The following is a 16,953-nucleotide window of genomic DNA, read 5'->3' as shown; positions in this document are numbered from 1 at the left end:
ACCCCGCTACGCACTCCGAAACCGGAAGAGCCCATAAAGGATGTCACCAGCAGCGCAAGCAGCACTAGCCCACCGACCAGAACCTGGAGTGGCCCGCTGGGCGTGTTGTGAACCACCCAGGCGCCTGGCAGCGCCCCAAAAGCCATCACCGGACCAATTAGCCAGAACTTCTTCCAGTCGACGTTTTCTCGCACCGAGATAGTCTGCATGACCGCATTGACGGTGGCGAGCACGTTGATAATCAAAATACCTGCTACTGGGCCTGCAATCAGTGAGAGGACTGGCCCTCCCAGCAGACCGAGTCCCATGCCAGCTACTCGCTGCATCAGTGCCCCGATGAAAATCGTTGCCACGATAAAGACAAAAGCCCACACTGATAACTCCATGGGAGGGAGTTTACAGCGTGGGCTTTTTGGCTACTCCACGGGCGGGGTCTCCGGGAACCCGTCGTAAAGCGGAGACGTTAGCGGACTCGATGCGAACTAGATGACGCCCTGAGCCAGCATTGCGTTAGCGACCTTCTTAAAACCTGCGATATTGGCACCGAGCACGTAGTTACCCTCGTGATCGTACTCAGCTGCGGTGGTCTCGCAGTTTTTAAAGATGTTGGTCATGATGCGCTTCAGGCGCTCATCGGTGTAGGAGAAGGACCAGGAATCGCGGGTCGCGTTCTGCTGCATCTCCAGAGCGGAGGTAGCAACACCGCCAGCGTTGGCAGCCTTGCCCGGTGCGAAGTGGACACCGTTGGACTTAAAGACCTCGATGGCCTCCGGGGTGGACGGCATGTTTGCGCCCTCGGCAACGAAGCGGCAGCCGTTTTCGACCAGCAGCTTGGCGGACTCGCCACTCAGCTCGTTCTGAGTTGCACACGGCAGTGCAACATCGGCCTTGAGCTCCCAGATGTTGCCACCCTCGTGGAACTCAGCGCCCTCAGCCTCGGCCACGTACTCGGAGACACGAGCACGACGGACTTCCTTGATTTCCTTCAGCAGCTCGACGTCGACACCGTTCGGAGTGGAGACGTAACCGGAGGAGTCAGAGAAACCGATGACGGTAGCGCCGAGCTCCTGAGCCTTCTTAATGGCGTAGATAGCGACGTTACCGGAACCGGAAACGATGACCTTGGCACCGTTGATGTCAGCACCGTTGGCCTTCATCATCTCTTCAGTGAAGTAGACGCAGCCGTAGCCGGTGGCCTCGGTGCGGACCAGGGAGCCGCCCCAGGTCAGGCCCTTACCGGTGAGGACACCGGACTCGTGCTGGTTGGCCATACGGCGGTACTGACCGAACAGGTAGCCGATCTCGCGGCCGCCGACGCCGATGTCACCGGCCGGGACATCACGGTACTCGCCGATGTGGCGGTGCAGCTCAGTCATGAACGACTGGCAAAAGCGCATGATCTCCAGCTCAGACTTGCCCTTCGGATCAAAGTCGGAGCCGCCCTTACCGCCGCCGATTGGCAGGCCGGTCAGGGAGTTCTTGAAAATCTGCTCGAAGCCCAGGAACTTGATGATGCCGAGGTTCACACTCGGGTGGAAGCGCAGACCGCCCTTGTACGGGCCCAGCACAGAGTTGAACTGAACGCGGAAGCCACGGTTGACCTGAACCTGGCCCTGGTCATCGACCCACGGCACGCGGAAAATGATCTGGCGCTCCGGCTCACACAGACGCTGAACCAAGCCGTAGTCACCGTAGTGTGGATCCTTTTCCAGGACGACCTTCAGGGACTCCAGAACTTCTGCCACTGCCTGGTGGAACTCCGGCTCACCGGCGTTTCGGGTAAGAATCTGGTCATAGAGTCCCGAAACCTTCTGCTCGATATTCAAAATAAACCTCTCTGCGTAACCATTATGGCGCCCACGAAGAACAACCAGTCCGCGGTTGTAAACCGCTTCTCGGTTGCCGTATCTCGGTGGCACAGGTTGTGTGCACAAGGACTGGGCAACTGTTGATATTGAAGCGGACATAATTATACAACGGCATATTGCTGGGAAAACTCGTAGTGTTTCGCACTACACCCGCTCTCTGAGCCAAGCACCGCCACTGTGACCAGTTACACTTTTCACCGATTAGGTAGGAAATTACCTAAATACGGCAACATTCCAGGGATACGTCGCAACAGATTCGAGTAATTCGTCGAACTCACGCAGCACCGGATCCGGGGGCAATTCTGCACGCGGAGTCAGTAGCTCCGAGAGGTCCATAGCGAGTTCATTGAGAGAACCACCGTGCTGATCGAAGCTCAAGAGATAACGGAATACCTTCCTCTCTCCAAGCGGCTCCTTCGGGTTCTCGCGCTCCCACTGCTCCACCAACTGCGCGTCAGTGTCCGCCGACGCCACCGACACAGCCACATCACTAACCCGCCCGGCGCGGTCAAACTCACTCAACTTAGTACGAAATGCCTCGGCCAGCGCCTCCGATTCGGTCGGCTTCACCAGGCAGTGAAAAACAATCTTCGACATAACTTCACAGGCTAAGCCACGCGAGACGGCCAGACAATAACTAACCGTCGTCAAGCTCCTATCCCCCTACGTTGACGCGCCGACCGCCAGCAAAGACGTAGTGTTGAACCTATGCAGGCTTTCAGCAATCCTCTCATCACGCTTGCCGACGGCACGGTGAAGCAAGTCAATCCTTTTTCCGGTACCCAGGTGTGGACAGTCCCCGGTCGTGGCAATCGGCCGCTGGGAATTAAGCACACGGATCCGCAGCCACTGAGCGAGGAGGATTTTGGTTCCCGCGATTCCTTCGGCTGGAACAATCTGCTGCAAACCCCACCAGAGAAGGCCCGCGTTGTCCTCGATGACTCAGTATTCGGCGGTTACACCACAGTGACCGGAGTACTGCCTGACCAGCTCTTCGACACCACTGCGGAATTCCGCCGCGTGCCCAACCTGTTCGAAATCGTCTCGTATGACTACTGGGCGGACAACTACGGATTCGAGCCCGACCGCGAGACTCAGCAGCGTATGGAAGCCTACCTCGACGACCCGATGGGCCGCGAGCATGTGCTCAACATCATTCGCACGCGCTACCGCGCCGCTGGACGCAGCGAAGAGGAAATCAGCTCGCTTTCCGACGAGGAGTTGCTGCGCCGAGCCCCGAGCTATTTCGCCGGCGGCCACGATGTAATCGTTGCCCGTCGTCACTTTGTGGACGGCGCTACTCACGATAACCAGCTGGCTTCTTCTGGCACGTTGAGCGTTGCCGAGCACCGCGCACTCATTGCGTTTACCGTCGAGTCGATTGCTGACCTGTACCGACGTAACCGCTACGTGCGTTATGTGGCCGCTTTCCAAAACTGGCTGAAGCCGGCAGGCGCGAGCTTCGATCACTTGCACAAGCAGCTTGTGGCCATCGATGAGCACGGCGAGCAGCTCAAGCGCGAAGTGCAAGCGGTGCGCAAGAACCCGAATATCTACAACGAATTCGCAGTGGACTATGCTGCCCGCCACAATCTGATCATCGCGGAAAATGAGCATGCAGTGGCTTTTGCCGGATTCGGACACCGCTACCCCACGCTGGAGATTTTCTCGAAGTCGGACATCTGCGAACCGTGGCTGCAAACCCGCGCTGAAATCGACGCCATGTCGGATCTGATTCACGCCTGTCATGCCGCTGCCGGCCCCACCATTCCATGCAATGAGGAATGGCATCACCGTCCTGTCGATTTGGATGCCCGCATGCCATGGCGGGTGATGATTAAGTGGCGCACCTCGAACTTGGCCGGCTTTGAAGGTGGCACCAAGATTTATCTGAACACCATCTCCCCATGGGATCTGCGCGACCGCGTCGTACCAGAGATGTACCGTCTACGGGAGACCGGGAAGATCTCGGACAGCATTCACATTGCGACCGAGTGCCAGTGCCTGCCGAATTCCCTGAAGTACAACCCGCTTGTCGAGGACGGAACGCGACTGTAGGCCTCTGGGCAGAAAATAGAGAAAGAAGTAAGGAGTCTTAATCCAGGTGAGCAACAATGAAGCACGACTGAGCCGCATTCGCGACCTCATCGCCACCCATCGAGTGCCGTTGGACAAACAGTGGGAAATCTACCGCTACCTGCACCAGCACCCGGAGCTGTCTCAAGCAGAGGAGAAAACTGCCGCTTATCTGGCCGGTGCTCTTCGCGACATGGGCACTTACACAGTGCATGAGGGAATCGGCGGCCACGGCCTCGTTGGTGTCATGGAAAATGGCCCCGGCCCCACTGTGCTGTTCCGCGCTGATATCGATGCGCTTCCAGTTTTCGAGGAAACAGGTGTGGACTTCGCTTCCTCAGCCACCGGTACCGCCCGCGATGGTTCCGCCACCGCCGTCATGCACGCCTGCGGCCATGATATGCACATGACGGCTGGTCTTGGCCTGGCTAGCCTGATGGCAGCGACTAAGTCTGAGTGGTCGGGTACTTTCATTGCCTTGTTCCAGCCCGCCGAGGAACTGGCCTGCGGTGCACAGGCCATGATTGACGACGACCTGGCAGACCTCATCCCCACCCCAGATGTGTGCTTCGGCCAGCACATTGTTCCCGGCCCCGCAGGTCAGGTAATGACCATGCCCGGCCCGGCACTTGCTGGCTGTGACACCATCAGCATCACGCTGACCGGTCGCTCCGCGCATGGATCTATGCCACACAACGCCATTGACCCGACGTACTTGGCCGCCGCGATCGTTCTGCGCTTGCAAGGAATTGTGGGGCGCGAGATTCCTCCCCACGAGTTTGGTGTTTTGTCCGTCGGCACGCTGCAGTCTGGCAATTCGAATAACACAATCCCAGGTCAGGCCAAGATTGTGCTGAACATTCGCTACTACTCCAACGAGGTACGCGCCAAGCTCATTGCGGGCATTGAGCGCGTTGTTCGTGGCGAGTGCCTGGCTTCCGGTACTGAGGTTGAACCTGTGATTGACTACTCGGATCACGGCGAAGTCACTGACAATGATTCGGAGGCGTTTGCCACGATTCGCCCGGTCTTGGACGCTGTTCTCGGCGAAGACTCCACCGATGCCGTGCCGTGGACGGCGTCGGAGGACTTCTCAGACCTTCCCCGTGGCCTGAACTGCCCGTATGTCTACTGGACAGTTGGCGCCACACCTCGGGATACGTGGGAAGCCGCCGTTGCTGCCGACCGCGTGGTCGAAGACGTACCATCGAACCACATGCCGACCTTCCTGCCGGACTTCAAGCCAACGGCTACCTCCGCGACTTCTGCCGCCGCTGCCGCCGTGCTGTCCTACCTGGCAAAGTAAAGGTTGTTTGTCGGCCACTTGCCACCGCGCACAGGGACAAAAAGACAGCCCAGGTTGAAAGGCTCTAGCAAAAAGCCGGTAAGCCCCACAAGGGCTTACCGGCTTTTCAAATGTGCCAAAGAGCTAGCGTGCGTCCTCGCCAATAACGTGGACGTGAATCATGTTGGTATTGCCCTCATTTCCTGGAGGGGTACCAGCAACAACGACCAGCGTGTCACCAGCGTTGTAGTTTTCCATGGTCAAGAGCTGCTCATCGATGACCTGCATGATCTCATCCGTGCTGTTAACCTCGCGCACCAAGAAGGTCTCCGCGCCCCACGTCAGCGCAAGCTGCGAACGAACCTGCTGATTCGGAGTGAATACCAGCAGCGGCAGGCGAGAGTGCAAGCGTGCCACACGGCGAGCGGTATCACCCGAGGTGGTGAAAGCAACCATAGCGCGGGCATTCAAGCGCTCACCAATATCGCGAGCTGCGTAGGAAATAACACCACGCTTAGTGCGCGGCATGTGAGTCAGCGCAGGAACTTCCCCCTCGCGCTCAGCGGCGGTAACGATGCGAGCCATGGTCTTCACCGTGGCCTGCGGGTACTTACCAATTGAGGTCTCACCCGAAAGCATCACGGCATCTGCACCATCGAGCACAGCGTTGGCCACGTCGGAGGCCTCCGCACGAGTCGGGCGCGAATTCGAAATCATGGAGTCGAGCATCTGGGTGGCCACGATGACCGGCTTGGCGTTCTCGCGGGCAATCTGAATAGCGCGCTTCTGAACCAGCGGAACATCTTCCAGCGGCACCTCAACACCGAGGTCGCCACGAGCAACCATCACGGCATCGAAGGCCAGGATAATCGCCTCAAGAGACTCGACTGCCTCTGGCTTCTCCAGCTTGGCGATAATCGGGACACGACGGCCAACCTCATCCATGACCGCATGGACCAGTTCGACGTCGGAAGGCGAACGGACGAAGGACAGCGCAATGAAGTCCACCCCCAGCTTCAGAGCGAAGCGCAGGTCAGCGATATCCTTCTCCGACAGAGCCGGCACCGAGATGTTCATCCCCGGCAGGGAAACACCCTTGTTGTTAGAGACCGGACCGCCCTCGATGACACGACACACCACATCATTGCCATCTACCTCGATGCACTCCAGGCCCACCTTACCGTCGTCGACAAGCAGGCGATCGCCCGGACGGGCATCATCAGCGAGGTTCTTGTACGTGGTGGAGACGCGGTCGTGCGTGCCTTCGACATCGTCGACGGTGATGCGCACAATCTCGCCGTCAGCCCAATACGTCGAGCCTTCCTTAAAGCGACCGAGGCGAATCTTTGGCCCCTGCAAATCGGCGAGAATACCAACCGCACGTCCCGTAGCATCGGATGCTTCACGCACCCAGTGGTAGTTCTGAGCGTGGTCCTCATGCTCACCGTGAGAGAAATTCAGACGGGCAACATCCATGCCGGCGTTGACCAGCCCGGTAATCCCCTCCAGCGAAGCAACTGCTGGACCGAGGGTACATACAATCTTCGTTCGTCTAAGCACGGCCTCCAGCCTAGTCCCTTAACGGGCTATGCGTCAGTTGGAAACACTGTGAGCTTCAGCAGCCTCGCACTCTCCCCTGACTTCAGCTGCGGTTTCGCGGCTCTTCGCTCGCAGAATCCACAAAGCAATCACAGCGCAGAAGAAGACCACGAGCGACGTGATGTTATTAATACGCACACCGAATATCAGCGTTGCGTCATCGACGCGCATGAGTTCAATGAAGAAACGTCCCAAAGTGTAGGCTGCGACATAGAGTGCAAAGACGCGGCCGCCGCCCATCTTGAGCTTTCGGTCCGCCCAGACAATGACCAGACAGGCGAGGACGTTCCACACCATCTCGTAGAGGAACGTCGGATGCACCACGGCCAGCACTTCGCCTGTCGACGTTCCGGTGACAGGGGCAACTCGGCCAAACTCATCAACTCGTTGGTAAATTTCCAGACCCCACGGAAGCGACGTTGGGCCGCCGTAGAGTTCCTGGTTGAACCAATTGCCCAGACGCCCAATGGCCTGACCAAGGATGATTGCGGGTGCGGCCGCGTCAAGAACTGGCGCAAACGGCACCTTCCGCCACTTAGCGACCGCCCACGCGGCCAGCACCCCCAGCGCCACCGCTCCCCAGATACCGAGACCACCATTGGTGATCTTCAGTGCATCGGCGGGATTGGCGCCGGGGCCAAAGTACTTCTCCCAGTCGGTGGCGACGTGGTAGAGACGGCCGCCGATAATGCCCGCAGGAATAACCGCAATGGCAATGTCGAGGACCAACTCCGGGTCTCCACCCCTGGCCACGTAGCGGCGCTGCATCCAGTAAATGCCGACAAGTACGCCAACCAAGATGGAAATCGCGTAACCGCGCAGTGGTAGCAGCCCTAACTGCCACACCCCCTGCGGCGGAGAGGGAATGTTGGCCAGATACGTCGTTGCAGTCTCAGCGAGAACAAGGGTGGAACTCATAGATGCGCTAGCTCTCTCCTCGTACGCCCGCGGCAAGTTCACGGGCGAGCGTTACCAGGTCATCGGTGCTCTTCATCGCGGCCTTGATCAGTGCCGAGCCAACGATTACGCCATCTGCAAACTCGGCAATCTCCGCGGCCTGTTCCCCATTGGAGACGCCCAAACCGACGCACACCGGTGTATCGGTAACCTCACGCGTGCGGGCAACCAACTTGCCGGCGGCCGAGTCGACACTGGCCTGGGCACCTGTGACTCCCATGTGGCTAGTGGCGTAGACGAAGCCGGTCGACGCGGTGGCAGTTAGCTGCAGACGCTCGTTGGTCGATGACGGAGCAACCAACATGATGTTGGACAGACCATTGGTCTCAGCTGCACGCTGCCATTGGCCGGCCTCCTCGGGGATGAGATCCGGGATGATGGTGCCACGACCACCAGCGGCGGCCAAGTCCTCAGCGAAACGCTCCGGACCATACTGGAGAATCGGATTCCAGTAGCTCATGACCACACAGGTACCGCCGTGCTCGGTGACTTCGCGGACCACACGCATAATCTCACGGGTGCGGAAGCCCGCATCCAGAGCCACGTTGGCGGCATCCTGAATGGTTGGGCCATCCATCATCGGGTCGGAGAAAGGCAGACCAACCTCGATGATGTCGGCGCCAGCGTCGACAATCGCCTTGATGTTCTCAATCGACTTATCGGTAGTCGGGAAACCCGCTGGGTAGTAGCCGATAAATGCTGCGCGGTTTTCCTCACGGACTTTGTCAAAGACGTCACTCAGACTCATTTAGGACTCCTCCATCAGATCAAACCACTTAGCAGCGGTGTCGACATCCTTGTCACCGCGACCGGAAACATTGACAATAATCAGCGGCTTACGGCCCAGCTCTTCATTCAGGTCACCGCTGATGAGTCGGGCGGCAGCCACCGCGTGTGCGGACTCGATAGCGGGCAGGATGCCCTCCATCCGAGTCAGGTCCTGGAATGCCTGCATCGCCTGGGTATCGGTCACCGGCAGGTAGGACGCGCGATCAATATCAGCCAGATAAGAGTGCTCCGGGCCCACGCCCGGGTAATCCAGACCCGCAGAGATCGAATGCGACTCTGTAATCTGGCCGTCCTCGTTCTGCATCAGGGCGGCGAAGGAGCCCTGGAACACACCCGGATTACCGGCGGCCGAAATAGGGGCTGCGTGGCGACCGGTCTCAACACCATCGCCGCCAGCTTCAGCGCCAATCAGGCGAACCGATTCATCATCGATGAAGTGGTGGAACGCGCCGATTGCATTAGAACCGCCGCCAACGCAGGCCACGACAGCGTCGGGAAGCGAGCCGGTCTCCGCGAGAATCTGCTGGCGTGCCTCGGCGCTGATGATGCGCTGGAAGTCGCGCACCATTGTTGGGAACGGGTGCGGACCGGCTGCAGTGCCGAAGCAGTAGTAGGTGTCATCGGCGTGTGAAACCCAAAAACGCATGGCCTCATTGATTGCGTCCTTGAGAGTCTTCGAACCAATCTCGACCTCGATAACCTCAGCGCCAAGCAGGCGCATGCGGGCGATATTGAGACGCTGGCGAATCGCGTCGACCTTACCCATGTAAATACGGCAGTTAAGGCCGAGCAGCGCACAAGCGGTGGCGGTTGCAACACCGTGCTGTCCGGCACCGGTCTCGGCAATGATGTTCTTCTTACCCATGCGCTTGGCAAGCAGGACTTGGCCCAAGACGTTATTAATCTTGTGGCTGCCAGTATGGTTCAGATCCTCGCGCTTGAGCCAGACGTCAGCGCCGATGTCAGCGGAGAACTTCTCCGCGTAGTACAGCGGCGAGGGACGGCCGACATACGTACGCTGTAGCCGGTCGAGCTCATCGAGAAAATCCTGATCAACGCGGGCCTTCGCGTAGCCATCGGTGACCTCACCGATGACGGCCATCAGCGCCTCTGGCACAAACTGGCCGCCCCACTTACCCCAGTGCCCAATGGCATCTGACTCGTGGTTCGTTGTCTCCGCGATAACCTCACCCATCGTAGGCAAGCGGTCACCTCGGGCATCATGATTCTTGAAATCTTGGTCACTCACAGTTATCTATTGTGGACTATCCCCACCCGTTGCGGGGAGATAAGGCCTAAGAAACTGTGGTGCGCCAGCACAACAGGTGTGACACGCAACCAAATGAGGCGGAATTCGCGGTGCGATGCAGCTGATTATCGCAACCGCGGACTATCGCTACTCGCTGCGGAGTGTCGGGTGAACACCGGCGGCAACGAGACGTCGGCAAGCCTCACCCGGCTTGCCCGCGGTGACCAGCCCCTCTCCCACCAGCACCGCGTCGGCGCCGTGGGAGGCGTAGTAGCGCAGTTCCTCCGGCCCCTTGACACCGGACTCTGCCACCTTCACAACATGATCCGGCAGCATCGGTGCAAGGCGTTCGTACACGGAGAGGTCCACGTCGAGAGTCTTCAGATTGCGGGCGTTGATGCCGAGGATCTTGGCACCAGCAGCCTCGGCGCGCTCAACCTCTTCAGCGGTGTGCGCCTCAACTAGAGCGTTCATACCGAGCGACTCGGTGCGATCCAGCAGCGACTCCAGTGTCGGCTGATCCAAAGCGGAGCACATCAACAGCACCAAATCGGCACCATGCGCGCGAGCCTCATGGACCTGGTACGGAGTGACGATGAAGTCCTTGCGGAGCACCGGAATGTTCACCGCGCGGCGCACGGCATCGAGGTCAGCGAGCGAACCGCGGAAGCGGCGCTCCTCAGTCAGACAGGAAATGACAGCCGCGCCACCCTGCTCGTACTCTGCCGCCAAAACTTCCGGCGAGGGGATGTCAGCCAGCTCTCCTTTTGACGGAGAGGCACGCTTGACCTCTGCAATCACCTGCACCCCAGGCTTTGCCAGTGCCGTCACGGTATCAATCGGCGACGGTGCCTTCAGCGAGAGCTCCTTGATTTCACGGTAGGAAATCTTGGCTTCCCGAGCAGCGAGATCTTCCCGCACGCCCTCAATAATCTTGTCCAGAACGTTAGCCACGGCCTTACTCCTTATCCAGATCCGTAGGATCTACACCGGCATCCAAAGCATCCCACAGAACTCGACCCGACTGCGGGTCTTCCTCCAGATCCTCGGCGATACGCTGACGGCGTACCTCCGGGGTCTCATACGCGCTGGACTTCTGTTTCTTCACAGCACCCGGTCGACGTACCAGCAATACCGCCCCTACCAGCGCCAGTGCGCAGCACAGCAAGGCCAGAGCTGGCCCCATCGCGTGTACCTGAATGTTATCGACCTGCGCCCAGTCTGCCACAGTCACCGCATCACTGGCGCGCTGTGAGGCGCTTCCCGATGTCAACAAATCCAGTGCCCGCTGGGAGTCCACACCGTCTTCTCCGCTGGCAAGCAAAGTCATCGGGGTCCACGACGCCGCAATTGCGAGCAGCGCCGCAAGCCCACCGACAATACGGCGGCCGAGTGCGCCCAAAATGGTGGTGGCAAAAAGCGCGGCCACCATTGCCAGCGCAATCGAGGTCAACTCCGGAGCCCATACTGCGCCCACCAAATCTGTGGTCGCAGGACCGGACTTGTCGTCGACAGTATCGACTGTCAGCCACGCACTTCGGCTGCACAACCACATTCCCGCCGCGGCCACACCAATGAGGCCACCGGAGAGCATCGTTGTCGACTTCATCGAAAACCTAGCTCCTTTCCGCTGGGACTAGTGTCTCAGCTGCCGCGACAGCTCGCAGCACAGCCGCGGCCTTGTTGCGGGTCTCTTCATCCTCTGCCACCGGGTCAGAATCACTGACAATTCCGCCACCGGCCTGGACGTAGACGGTATCGCCCTTCTTCACGCCTGTGCGGATGGCAATTGCCTGATCGGTATTTCCCCGGAAGTCAAAGTATCCAACGGTGCCGCCGTAAACACCCCGGCGCGTGTCCTCGAACTTGTCGATAATGCTCAGCGCGGAAGGCTTCGGCGCACCTGAGAGCGTTCCCGCTGGGAAAGTGGCCGCGAATGCGTCGACAGCCGTGGCGTCGCTGGAAAGCTCGCCGGTGACCGTAGAGACCAGATGCATAACGTGACTGTAGCGCTCAATATGACGGAAGTCGTGCACAACAACACTGCCCGGGCGGCAGACACGTCCGAGGTCATTGCGGCCAAGGTCGACGAGCATCAAATGCTCACTATTTTCTTTCTCGTCTGCCAGCAAATCAGCTTCCAGCGCATTGTCCTGCTCCACCGTAGCACCACGCGGACGCGTGCCCGCGATGGGGTTGGTGATGACCTCACTGCCCTGGACTGCCACGAGCGACTCTGGGGAGGAACCGACAATTTGGAAAGCAGTACCGGAGAAGTCCTTGGTTGGAACGTTGACCAGGAACATGTAGGGCGACGGATTGGAAACCCGCAGGATGCGGTAGATATCAAAGGCGGAGGCCTGCGTGTCCATCTCGAACCGCTGCGAGAGCACAATCTGGAACGCATCACCGGCGCGGATGTGGTCCTTGCAACGCTCAATACGATCCATGTGGTCCTCGGCGGCGCGCTGGCGACGAATCACCGGCTCTGGGAAGCTAACTTCCGCCGGACGCAGATCAGAGGGCTCCGAAAGCCGCTCCACCATCGCATTGACACGATCACAGGCGGTGTCATACGCCTGATCAATCCGCTCATCCGAGCCGTCCCAGTTGACGGCATTGGAAATCAGCCACAGCACACCCTCGTGGTGGTCAAAAGCAGCCAAATCTTCCACCAGCAGCTGCATGAGCTCCGGAATCTGCAAATCATTGTCAGTGGTATCCGGCAGCTGCGGCTCAATGTAGCGGACAATGTCATGCCCGAAGTAGCCGACGAGACCAGAGGTGAGCTTGGGTACCGAAGCATCGTCGGCAAGCGGGAGTTCCGTGTGCAGCAGCTCCAGCGTGCGACGCAGCGCATCCAGCGGATTTCCGCCCTCTGGCGCGCCCGACGGCGCGTTGCCAATCCAAGTTGCCTCCCCCGCATCATCCACCGTCAGCGCGGCGCGACTGCCGCAACCGATAAACGACCAGCGCGACCACGACTGCCCCACATCGGAGGACTCCAGCAAGAAGGTGCCGGGACGATCGGCTGCGAGCTTGCGGTAGGCCGACAGCGCCGTTTCGCCGTCCGCCAAAACCTTGCGAACCACGGGTACGACCCGATGATGTGCAGCCAGTTCGCGGAAACGCTCACGCGTGGTCATGGTGATACGAGTCATAGCCGCTATTGTGCCACGCACCCCGGATTGCACATCACTTAACCCCGGACTTCACCGGAGTTGGGCGCGCTTGACGACGAAACCCCACCTCGGCAGCCAAGGTTGACCGCCTAGTCCTCGAACACGGGATGCACGTCAAAGCAGCTGTGCGAGCCAGTGTGACATGCGGCGCCGTCCTGCACTACCTGCATCAGCACGGTATCGCCATCACAGTCCAACGCCAGCGATGTCACCGTCTGGAAGTGGCCGCTAGTCAGTCCCTTGATCCAGTACTCCGACCGCGAACGCGACCAGTAGGTGCCGCGCTTGGTGGCGATGGTGTACGCCAGGGCGTGGGAATCCATCCACGCCATCATGAGTACACGGCCTGTAGACTCTTCCTGCACAATAGCGGGAATCAAGCCGTCAGCATTGAACTTGGCGATGTTCGCGATATCTGCTGGGAGCGTGTACTCCCGCGGATCATCTCCTGCACCGTGAGCTGCAGCTCCTGGGGCTAGGTCCGTCACTGACGTACCTCGATTCCTTCACGGGCCATCTCTTCCTTGACCTCAACAATGCTAACCTCGCCGAAGTGGAAAATGGAAGCAGCCAAAACCGCGTTGGCACCGGCGCGCACGGCTGGCGGGAAATGCTCCGCCTTACCCGCACCACCAGAGGCAATCACCGGAACGTCGACGGCAGCGCGGACCTTCTCCAGCAACTCCAGGTCGAAACCATCCTTGGTGCCGTCGCCATCCATGGAGTTCAGCAAAATCTCGCCGACGCCAAGCTCCTCGCCGCGGCGCGCCCACTCGACGGCGTCGATCCCGGCCGAGCGTGAACCACCATGCGTAGTGACCTCGAAGCCCGACGGTTGAGGCGTGCCTCCCTCGGGAACACGGCGGGCATCCACCGACAGGACGACGCACTGTGCGCCGAAACGACGCGACAGCTCGCTGAGCAGTTCCGGACGTGCAATCGCAGCGGTGTTGACACTGACTTTGTCGGCTCCGGCGCGAAGCAGCTGATCGACATCCTCGACGCTGCGCACGCCGCCGCCGACCGTCAGCGGAATGAAGACCTCACTCGCGGTGCGGCGCACCACGTCGAGCATGGTGCCACGGCCATCCTTGGAAGCCGTGACGTCCAGGAATGTCAACTCATCAGCGCCCTCCTCGCCATAGCGGCGGGCCAGCTCGACCGGATCGCCGGCATCGCGGAGATTCTCAAAGTTAACCCCCTTGACGACCCGCCCATTGTTGACATCCAGGCAAGGAATCACGCGTACTGCCAGAGACATAGTTTTTAAGTTCTCCTCGTGTTAGCTCAAAGTTGTGGCTCGACGGTTTGCGCAACCACCCAGCTCGGGGCGTCGCCCAAGTTTTAGCTCCGGAAAGTCTCCGGACGACCCAGTTGGTCAATAATCGACCGCAGCGTGGCATGGACATCTCGAGTTCCCGCTAGCACGCCTACGGAATCATGCCGCCAGGGATTGCCTGCCAAGTCTGTGACCACGCCACCAGCTTCGGAAATCTGCAGTACGCCGGCTGCGTTATCCCATACATGCGGTGAGAAAGTCACCGTGCCGCCGAATGCCCCCATCGCGGTGGAGCCCAAGTCCACTCCGACAGAGCCAGTAATTCGGATCGTCGGATAGCGCTCGCCCACCTTTGACAGCAACAGTTGGCGCCACTTACGTGGGAGTGTGCCGTCGGTACTCGCAATGACGGAGCCGAAGGCAATCGAAACCGGGCGACCGGCCTCGGCATCGATGTTGACGCGACGGCCGTTGACAAATGTGCCGCTACCTTTAGCTGAGGTGATACGACGGCGCAGCAGAGGCATGGAGGTAATGCCGACCACCGGCTCCCCCTCATGCATGAGTGTGAGCAGCATGGCACACAGCGGAAAGCCGTTGGAATAGTTCGTGGTGCCGTCAATCGGATCGATGACCCAGGCGGTATGTTCCTCGGGGACTTTGCCACCGAATTCCTCGCCGTAGACGGGCAGGCCAGAATACTGCGTGAGGAGCTGGCGCAGACGACGCTCAATTTCCAGGTCGGTCTCCGTCGCGAAATCCCCGCGCGGCTTCATGACAACCGGGTCCGCGCCCACCTGCTGCGTGAACAGGCCTTCAACCTCATCGAGCGCCGCTTCAGCAATAGCGAGCATCGCCCGCGGTTCCAGGGCATCCATACTTTCTAAGTCCTTCATCCGCCGTCTCAGCCGGGGTGCCGTTTGCTCGTTAACGCTTTCGCTTGACGACGTCTCCCCGGCCCGGCCACGAAAGTGTTCTCTTTAGCCGCGAGCTACTGCCAGGGCCTCTTCCAGAGTGAAACGCCCTGCGTAGAGCGCCTTACCCACAATTGCGGAGTCAACACCCTCATCGACCAGCGTGGCAATAGCTGCAATGTCGTCCAGGCTGCTGACACCGCCGGAAGCGACGATTGGAGCATCGGTAGCAGCAGCGACCTCGCGCAGCAGTTCCACATTCGGCCCCTGCAGGGTGCCGTCCTTGGAGACGTCAGTCACCACGAAACGGGATGCACCCTGAGCATCCAGGCGCTCCAGCACCTCCCAGAGGTCACCACCGTCGGAGACCCAGCCGCGGCCGCGCAGGCGCCACTGACCCTCTTCGTTGAGGACGTCCAGACCAATGGCCACACGGTCGCCGTAGTTGGCGATAACCTCGCGGCACCACTCCGGGTTCTCCAGTGCGGCGGTGCCAATATTGACGCGGGCGCAGCCAGTTGCCAGCGCAGCTTCGAGCGAAGCGTTGTCACGGATACCGCCGGAGAGCTCCACCTTCACGTCGAGCTTGCCCACAACGTCGGCAAGCAGGTCGTAGTTCGAACCGCGACCGAACGCGGCGTCGAGGTCGACCAAGTGGATCCACTCAGCGCCTGCGTTCTGCCAATTCATGGCAGCTTCCAGCGGTGCACCGTAGGAAGTCTCGGTTCCAGCAGCACCCTGAACAAGGCGCACAGCCTGGCCATCGGCTACGTCTACAGCGGGCAGCAGGGTCAAACTCATGGGGGCTCTACTCTCTTCGACTTTTGGGCGTTGTGGCCATAGTCGCCACGACGCTTGTTGCTAGTTATCTCAGTATAGGTGGTCTAAGTGGCGAAATTCCGTCACCTGCCAGGTAGTGCGGTTAGGGAAGATACTACCGATTGGGCAACTACAGCGTGTCCACCCAATTCTGCAGCAGCTTCAACCCTGCTTCGCCAGACTTCTCAGGGTGGAACTGTGTAGCCCACAGCGGACCGTTTTCTACGGCTGCGATAAACCGATCGGATTCGTGGGCAGACCACGTCACCAGCGGCGGAGCGATGCGAGAATCCGTATCAAGGTCCCACGTGCGCACACCGTAGGAGTGGACGAAGTAAAAACGCTGATCTTCCAGCCCCTTAAACATCTTTGAGCCTTCCGGCACCTCAACCGTGTTCCAGCCCATGTGCGGCAGAATCGACGCCTCGAGGCGCTCGACAGTACCGGGCCATTCACCACAACCCGGGGTGCCGGTGACAGCTGCGGATGCGTCGGTCTCCGCTGCATGGATGCCGTCGGCGTACTCGACGCCGCGGTCAAAGAGCACCTGCATACCAACGCAGATTCCCATCACCGGCCGACCACCTGCGAGTCGAGAGCCAATCAGGCGCGGCCCTTGCACTCGATGCAAACCCTCCATGCATGCGGCATAGGCACCGACGCCGGGAACGAGGAGACCATCGGCCTCCATCACGGTCTTCGGATCGGCGGTCACAATAACCTCGGCACCCGTGGTGGCCACAGCGCGCTCAGCTGAACGCAAATTACCGGAGCCGTAATCAAGGATGGCAACAGTTGGGGTCTTCGTCGAAGGTGAGACTTGTTCCATAGTTGGACATTTTAAGGCGCTGGGAATCGATGTTTCCCATTTACCCCAAGAAAACTGCCTGGACAGGCAAAAGCGCTGGTATACGCCCACCGAATACTTTGGTAAAC

The 16,953-nt window shown here is 59.6% G+C and carries 17 protein-coding genes; 2 read left to right on the top strand and 15 right to left on the bottom strand.

Features of this window, described 5'->3' with window-relative positions:
* The 3 genes from HMPREF2614_RS07150 to HMPREF2614_RS07140 form a co-directional block, all read right to left on the bottom strand.
* Window positions 1–386 (bottom strand): TSUP family transporter (locus HMPREF2614_RS07150; RefSeq protein ID WP_168162098.1); only part of this gene is annotated, 386 nt, incomplete at its 3' end.
* 96 nt (window positions 387–482) lie between these two features.
* Window positions 483–1,826, bottom strand: a complete 1,344-nt coding sequence (gene gdhA / locus HMPREF2614_RS07145; RefSeq protein WP_038625701.1) for an NADP-specific glutamate dehydrogenase — start codon at window positions 1,824–1,826, stop codon at window positions 483–485.
* 255 nt (window positions 1,827–2,081) lie between these two features.
* On the bottom strand, window positions 2,082–2,465 hold the full coding sequence (locus HMPREF2614_RS07140) for a hypothetical protein (protein ID WP_038625702.1): 384 nt from the start codon (window positions 2,463–2,465) through the stop codon (window positions 2,082–2,084).
* A 111-nt stretch (window positions 2,466–2,576) separates the two neighbouring features.
* Between HMPREF2614_RS07140 and HMPREF2614_RS07135 the strand changes: the two genes are divergently transcribed.
* Both HMPREF2614_RS07135 and HMPREF2614_RS07130 read left to right on the top strand, forming a co-directional pair.
* Window positions 2,577–3,926: a DUF4921 family protein gene (locus HMPREF2614_RS07135; RefSeq protein ID WP_038625704.1), complete on the top strand. Its 1,350-nt coding sequence runs from the start codon at window positions 2,577–2,579 to the stop codon at window positions 3,924–3,926.
* 46 nt (window positions 3,927–3,972) lie between these two features.
* The gene (locus tag HMPREF2614_RS07130; RefSeq protein ID WP_038625705.1) at window positions 3,973–5,250 is read left to right on the top strand and encodes an amidohydrolase; all 1,278 of its coding nucleotides are present in this window, start codon (window positions 3,973–3,975) and stop codon (window positions 5,248–5,250) included.
* Between the two features lie 123 nt (window positions 5,251–5,373).
* Here the strand turns inward: HMPREF2614_RS07130 and pyk are convergent, their stop codons facing one another.
* The 12 genes from pyk to hisH all read right to left on the bottom strand — a co-directional run bounded on the left by pyk (window position 5,374) and on the right by hisH (window position 16,846).
* A complete protein-coding gene (gene pyk / locus HMPREF2614_RS07125; protein ID WP_038625706.1) occupies window positions 5,374–6,789 on the bottom strand; it encodes a pyruvate kinase in 1,416 nt (471 codons plus the stop codon).
* A 33-nt stretch (window positions 6,790–6,822) separates the two neighbouring features.
* Window positions 6,823–7,746 (bottom strand): prolipoprotein diacylglyceryl transferase, encoded by a 924-nt coding sequence (gene lgt / locus HMPREF2614_RS07120; RefSeq protein WP_070560599.1) that lies wholly within the window; start codon window positions 7,744–7,746, stop codon window positions 6,823–6,825.
* Window positions 7,747–7,753: 7 nt separating this feature from the next.
* Window positions 7,754–8,533 (bottom strand): tryptophan synthase subunit alpha, encoded by a 780-nt coding sequence (gene trpA, locus HMPREF2614_RS07115; protein ID WP_038625708.1) that lies wholly within the window; start codon window positions 8,531–8,533, stop codon window positions 7,754–7,756.
* Complete coding sequence (trpB, locus tag HMPREF2614_RS07110) at window positions 8,534–9,823, bottom strand: tryptophan synthase subunit beta (protein ID WP_005510336.1); 1,290 nt, start codon at window positions 9,821–9,823, stop codon at window positions 8,534–8,536. It abuts the gene before it with no gap.
* A gap of 147 nt (window positions 9,824–9,970) precedes the next feature.
* Entirely contained in the window at window positions 9,971–10,777 is an 807-nt protein-coding gene (gene trpC, locus HMPREF2614_RS07105) for an indole-3-glycerol phosphate synthase TrpC (protein WP_038625709.1), read from the bottom strand.
* A gap of 4 nt (window positions 10,778–10,781) precedes the next feature.
* Window positions 10,782–11,432, bottom strand: a complete 651-nt coding sequence (locus HMPREF2614_RS07100) for a TIGR02234 family membrane protein (RefSeq protein ID WP_038625711.1) — start codon at window positions 11,430–11,432, stop codon at window positions 10,782–10,784.
* A gap of 7 nt (window positions 11,433–11,439) precedes the next feature.
* Entirely contained in the window at window positions 11,440–12,984 is a 1,545-nt protein-coding gene (locus HMPREF2614_RS07095; protein ID WP_038625713.1) for an anthranilate synthase component I, read from the bottom strand.
* A gap of 110 nt (window positions 12,985–13,094) precedes the next feature.
* Window positions 13,095–13,493: a phosphoribosyl-AMP cyclohydrolase gene (gene hisI, locus HMPREF2614_RS07090; protein ID WP_038625714.1), complete on the bottom strand. Its 399-nt coding sequence runs from the start codon at window positions 13,491–13,493 to the stop codon at window positions 13,095–13,097.
* A complete protein-coding gene (hisF, locus tag HMPREF2614_RS07085; protein ID WP_038625715.1) occupies window positions 13,490–14,266 on the bottom strand; it encodes an imidazole glycerol phosphate synthase subunit HisF in 777 nt (258 codons plus the stop codon). Before hisF ends, hisI begins: the two co-directional genes overlap by 4 nt.
* Before the next feature lie 83 nt (window positions 14,267–14,349).
* Entirely contained in the window at window positions 14,350–15,162 is an 813-nt protein-coding gene (locus tag HMPREF2614_RS07080) for an inositol monophosphatase family protein (RefSeq protein WP_038625716.1), read from the bottom strand.
* A 102-nt stretch (window positions 15,163–15,264) separates the two neighbouring features.
* Window positions 15,265–15,999, bottom strand: a complete 735-nt coding sequence (gene priA / locus HMPREF2614_RS07075) for a bifunctional 1-(5-phosphoribosyl)-5-((5-phosphoribosylamino)methylideneamino)imidazole-4-carboxamide isomerase/phosphoribosylanthranilate isomerase PriA (protein ID WP_016422946.1) — start codon at window positions 15,997–15,999, stop codon at window positions 15,265–15,267.
* A gap of 148 nt (window positions 16,000–16,147) precedes the next feature.
* Window positions 16,148–16,846 (bottom strand): imidazole glycerol phosphate synthase subunit HisH, encoded by a 699-nt coding sequence (gene hisH, locus HMPREF2614_RS07070; RefSeq protein ID WP_038625717.1) that lies wholly within the window; start codon window positions 16,844–16,846, stop codon window positions 16,148–16,150.
* Window positions 16,847–16,953 lie beyond the last annotated feature (107 nt).

The sequence above is a fragment of the Corynebacterium sp. HMSC074C11 genome, from assembly GCF_001809455.1.
In the GTDB taxonomy this organism is placed as follows: domain Bacteria; phylum Actinomycetota; class Actinomycetes; order Mycobacteriales; family Mycobacteriaceae; genus Corynebacterium; species Corynebacterium amycolatum.
The sequence above is the reverse complement of the archived record's forward strand: the minus strand, read 5'-3'. Positions and strand labels throughout refer to the sequence as shown.

Coding starts and splice junctions, on each gene's coding strand:
- HMPREF2614_RS07135 (WP_038625704.1), top strand. CDS start 2,577: ATGCAGGCTTTCAGCAATCCTCTCATCACGCTTGCCGACGGCACGGTG.
- trpA (WP_038625708.1), bottom strand. CDS start 8,533: ATGAGTCTGAGTGACGTCTTTGACAAAGTCCGTGAGGAAAACCGCGCA.
- HMPREF2614_RS07100 (WP_038625711.1), bottom strand. CDS start 11,432: ATGAAGTCGACAACGATGCTCTCCGGTGGCCTCATTGGTGTGGCCGCG.
- HMPREF2614_RS07080 (WP_038625716.1), bottom strand. CDS start 15,162: ATGGATGCCCTGGAACCGCGGGCGATGCTCGCTATTGCTGAAGCGGCG.
- HMPREF2614_RS07140 (WP_038625702.1), bottom strand. CDS start 2,465: ATGTCGAAGATTGTTTTTCACTGCCTGGTGAAGCCGACCGAATCGGAG.
- hisH (WP_038625717.1), bottom strand. CDS start 16,846: ATGGAACAAGTCTCACCTTCGACGAAGACCCCAACTGTTGCCATCCTT.
- HMPREF2614_RS07095 (WP_038625713.1), bottom strand. CDS start 12,984: ATGACTCGTATCACCATGACCACGCGTGAGCGTTTCCGCGAACTGGCT.
- hisF (WP_038625715.1), bottom strand. CDS start 14,266: ATGTCTCTGGCAGTACGCGTGATTCCTTGCCTGGATGTCAACAATGGG.
- priA (WP_016422946.1), bottom strand. CDS start 15,999: ATGAGTTTGACCCTGCTGCCCGCTGTAGACGTAGCCGATGGCCAGGCT.
- lgt (WP_070560599.1), bottom strand. CDS start 7,746: ATGAGTTCCACCCTTGTTCTCGCTGAGACTGCAACGACGTATCTGGCC.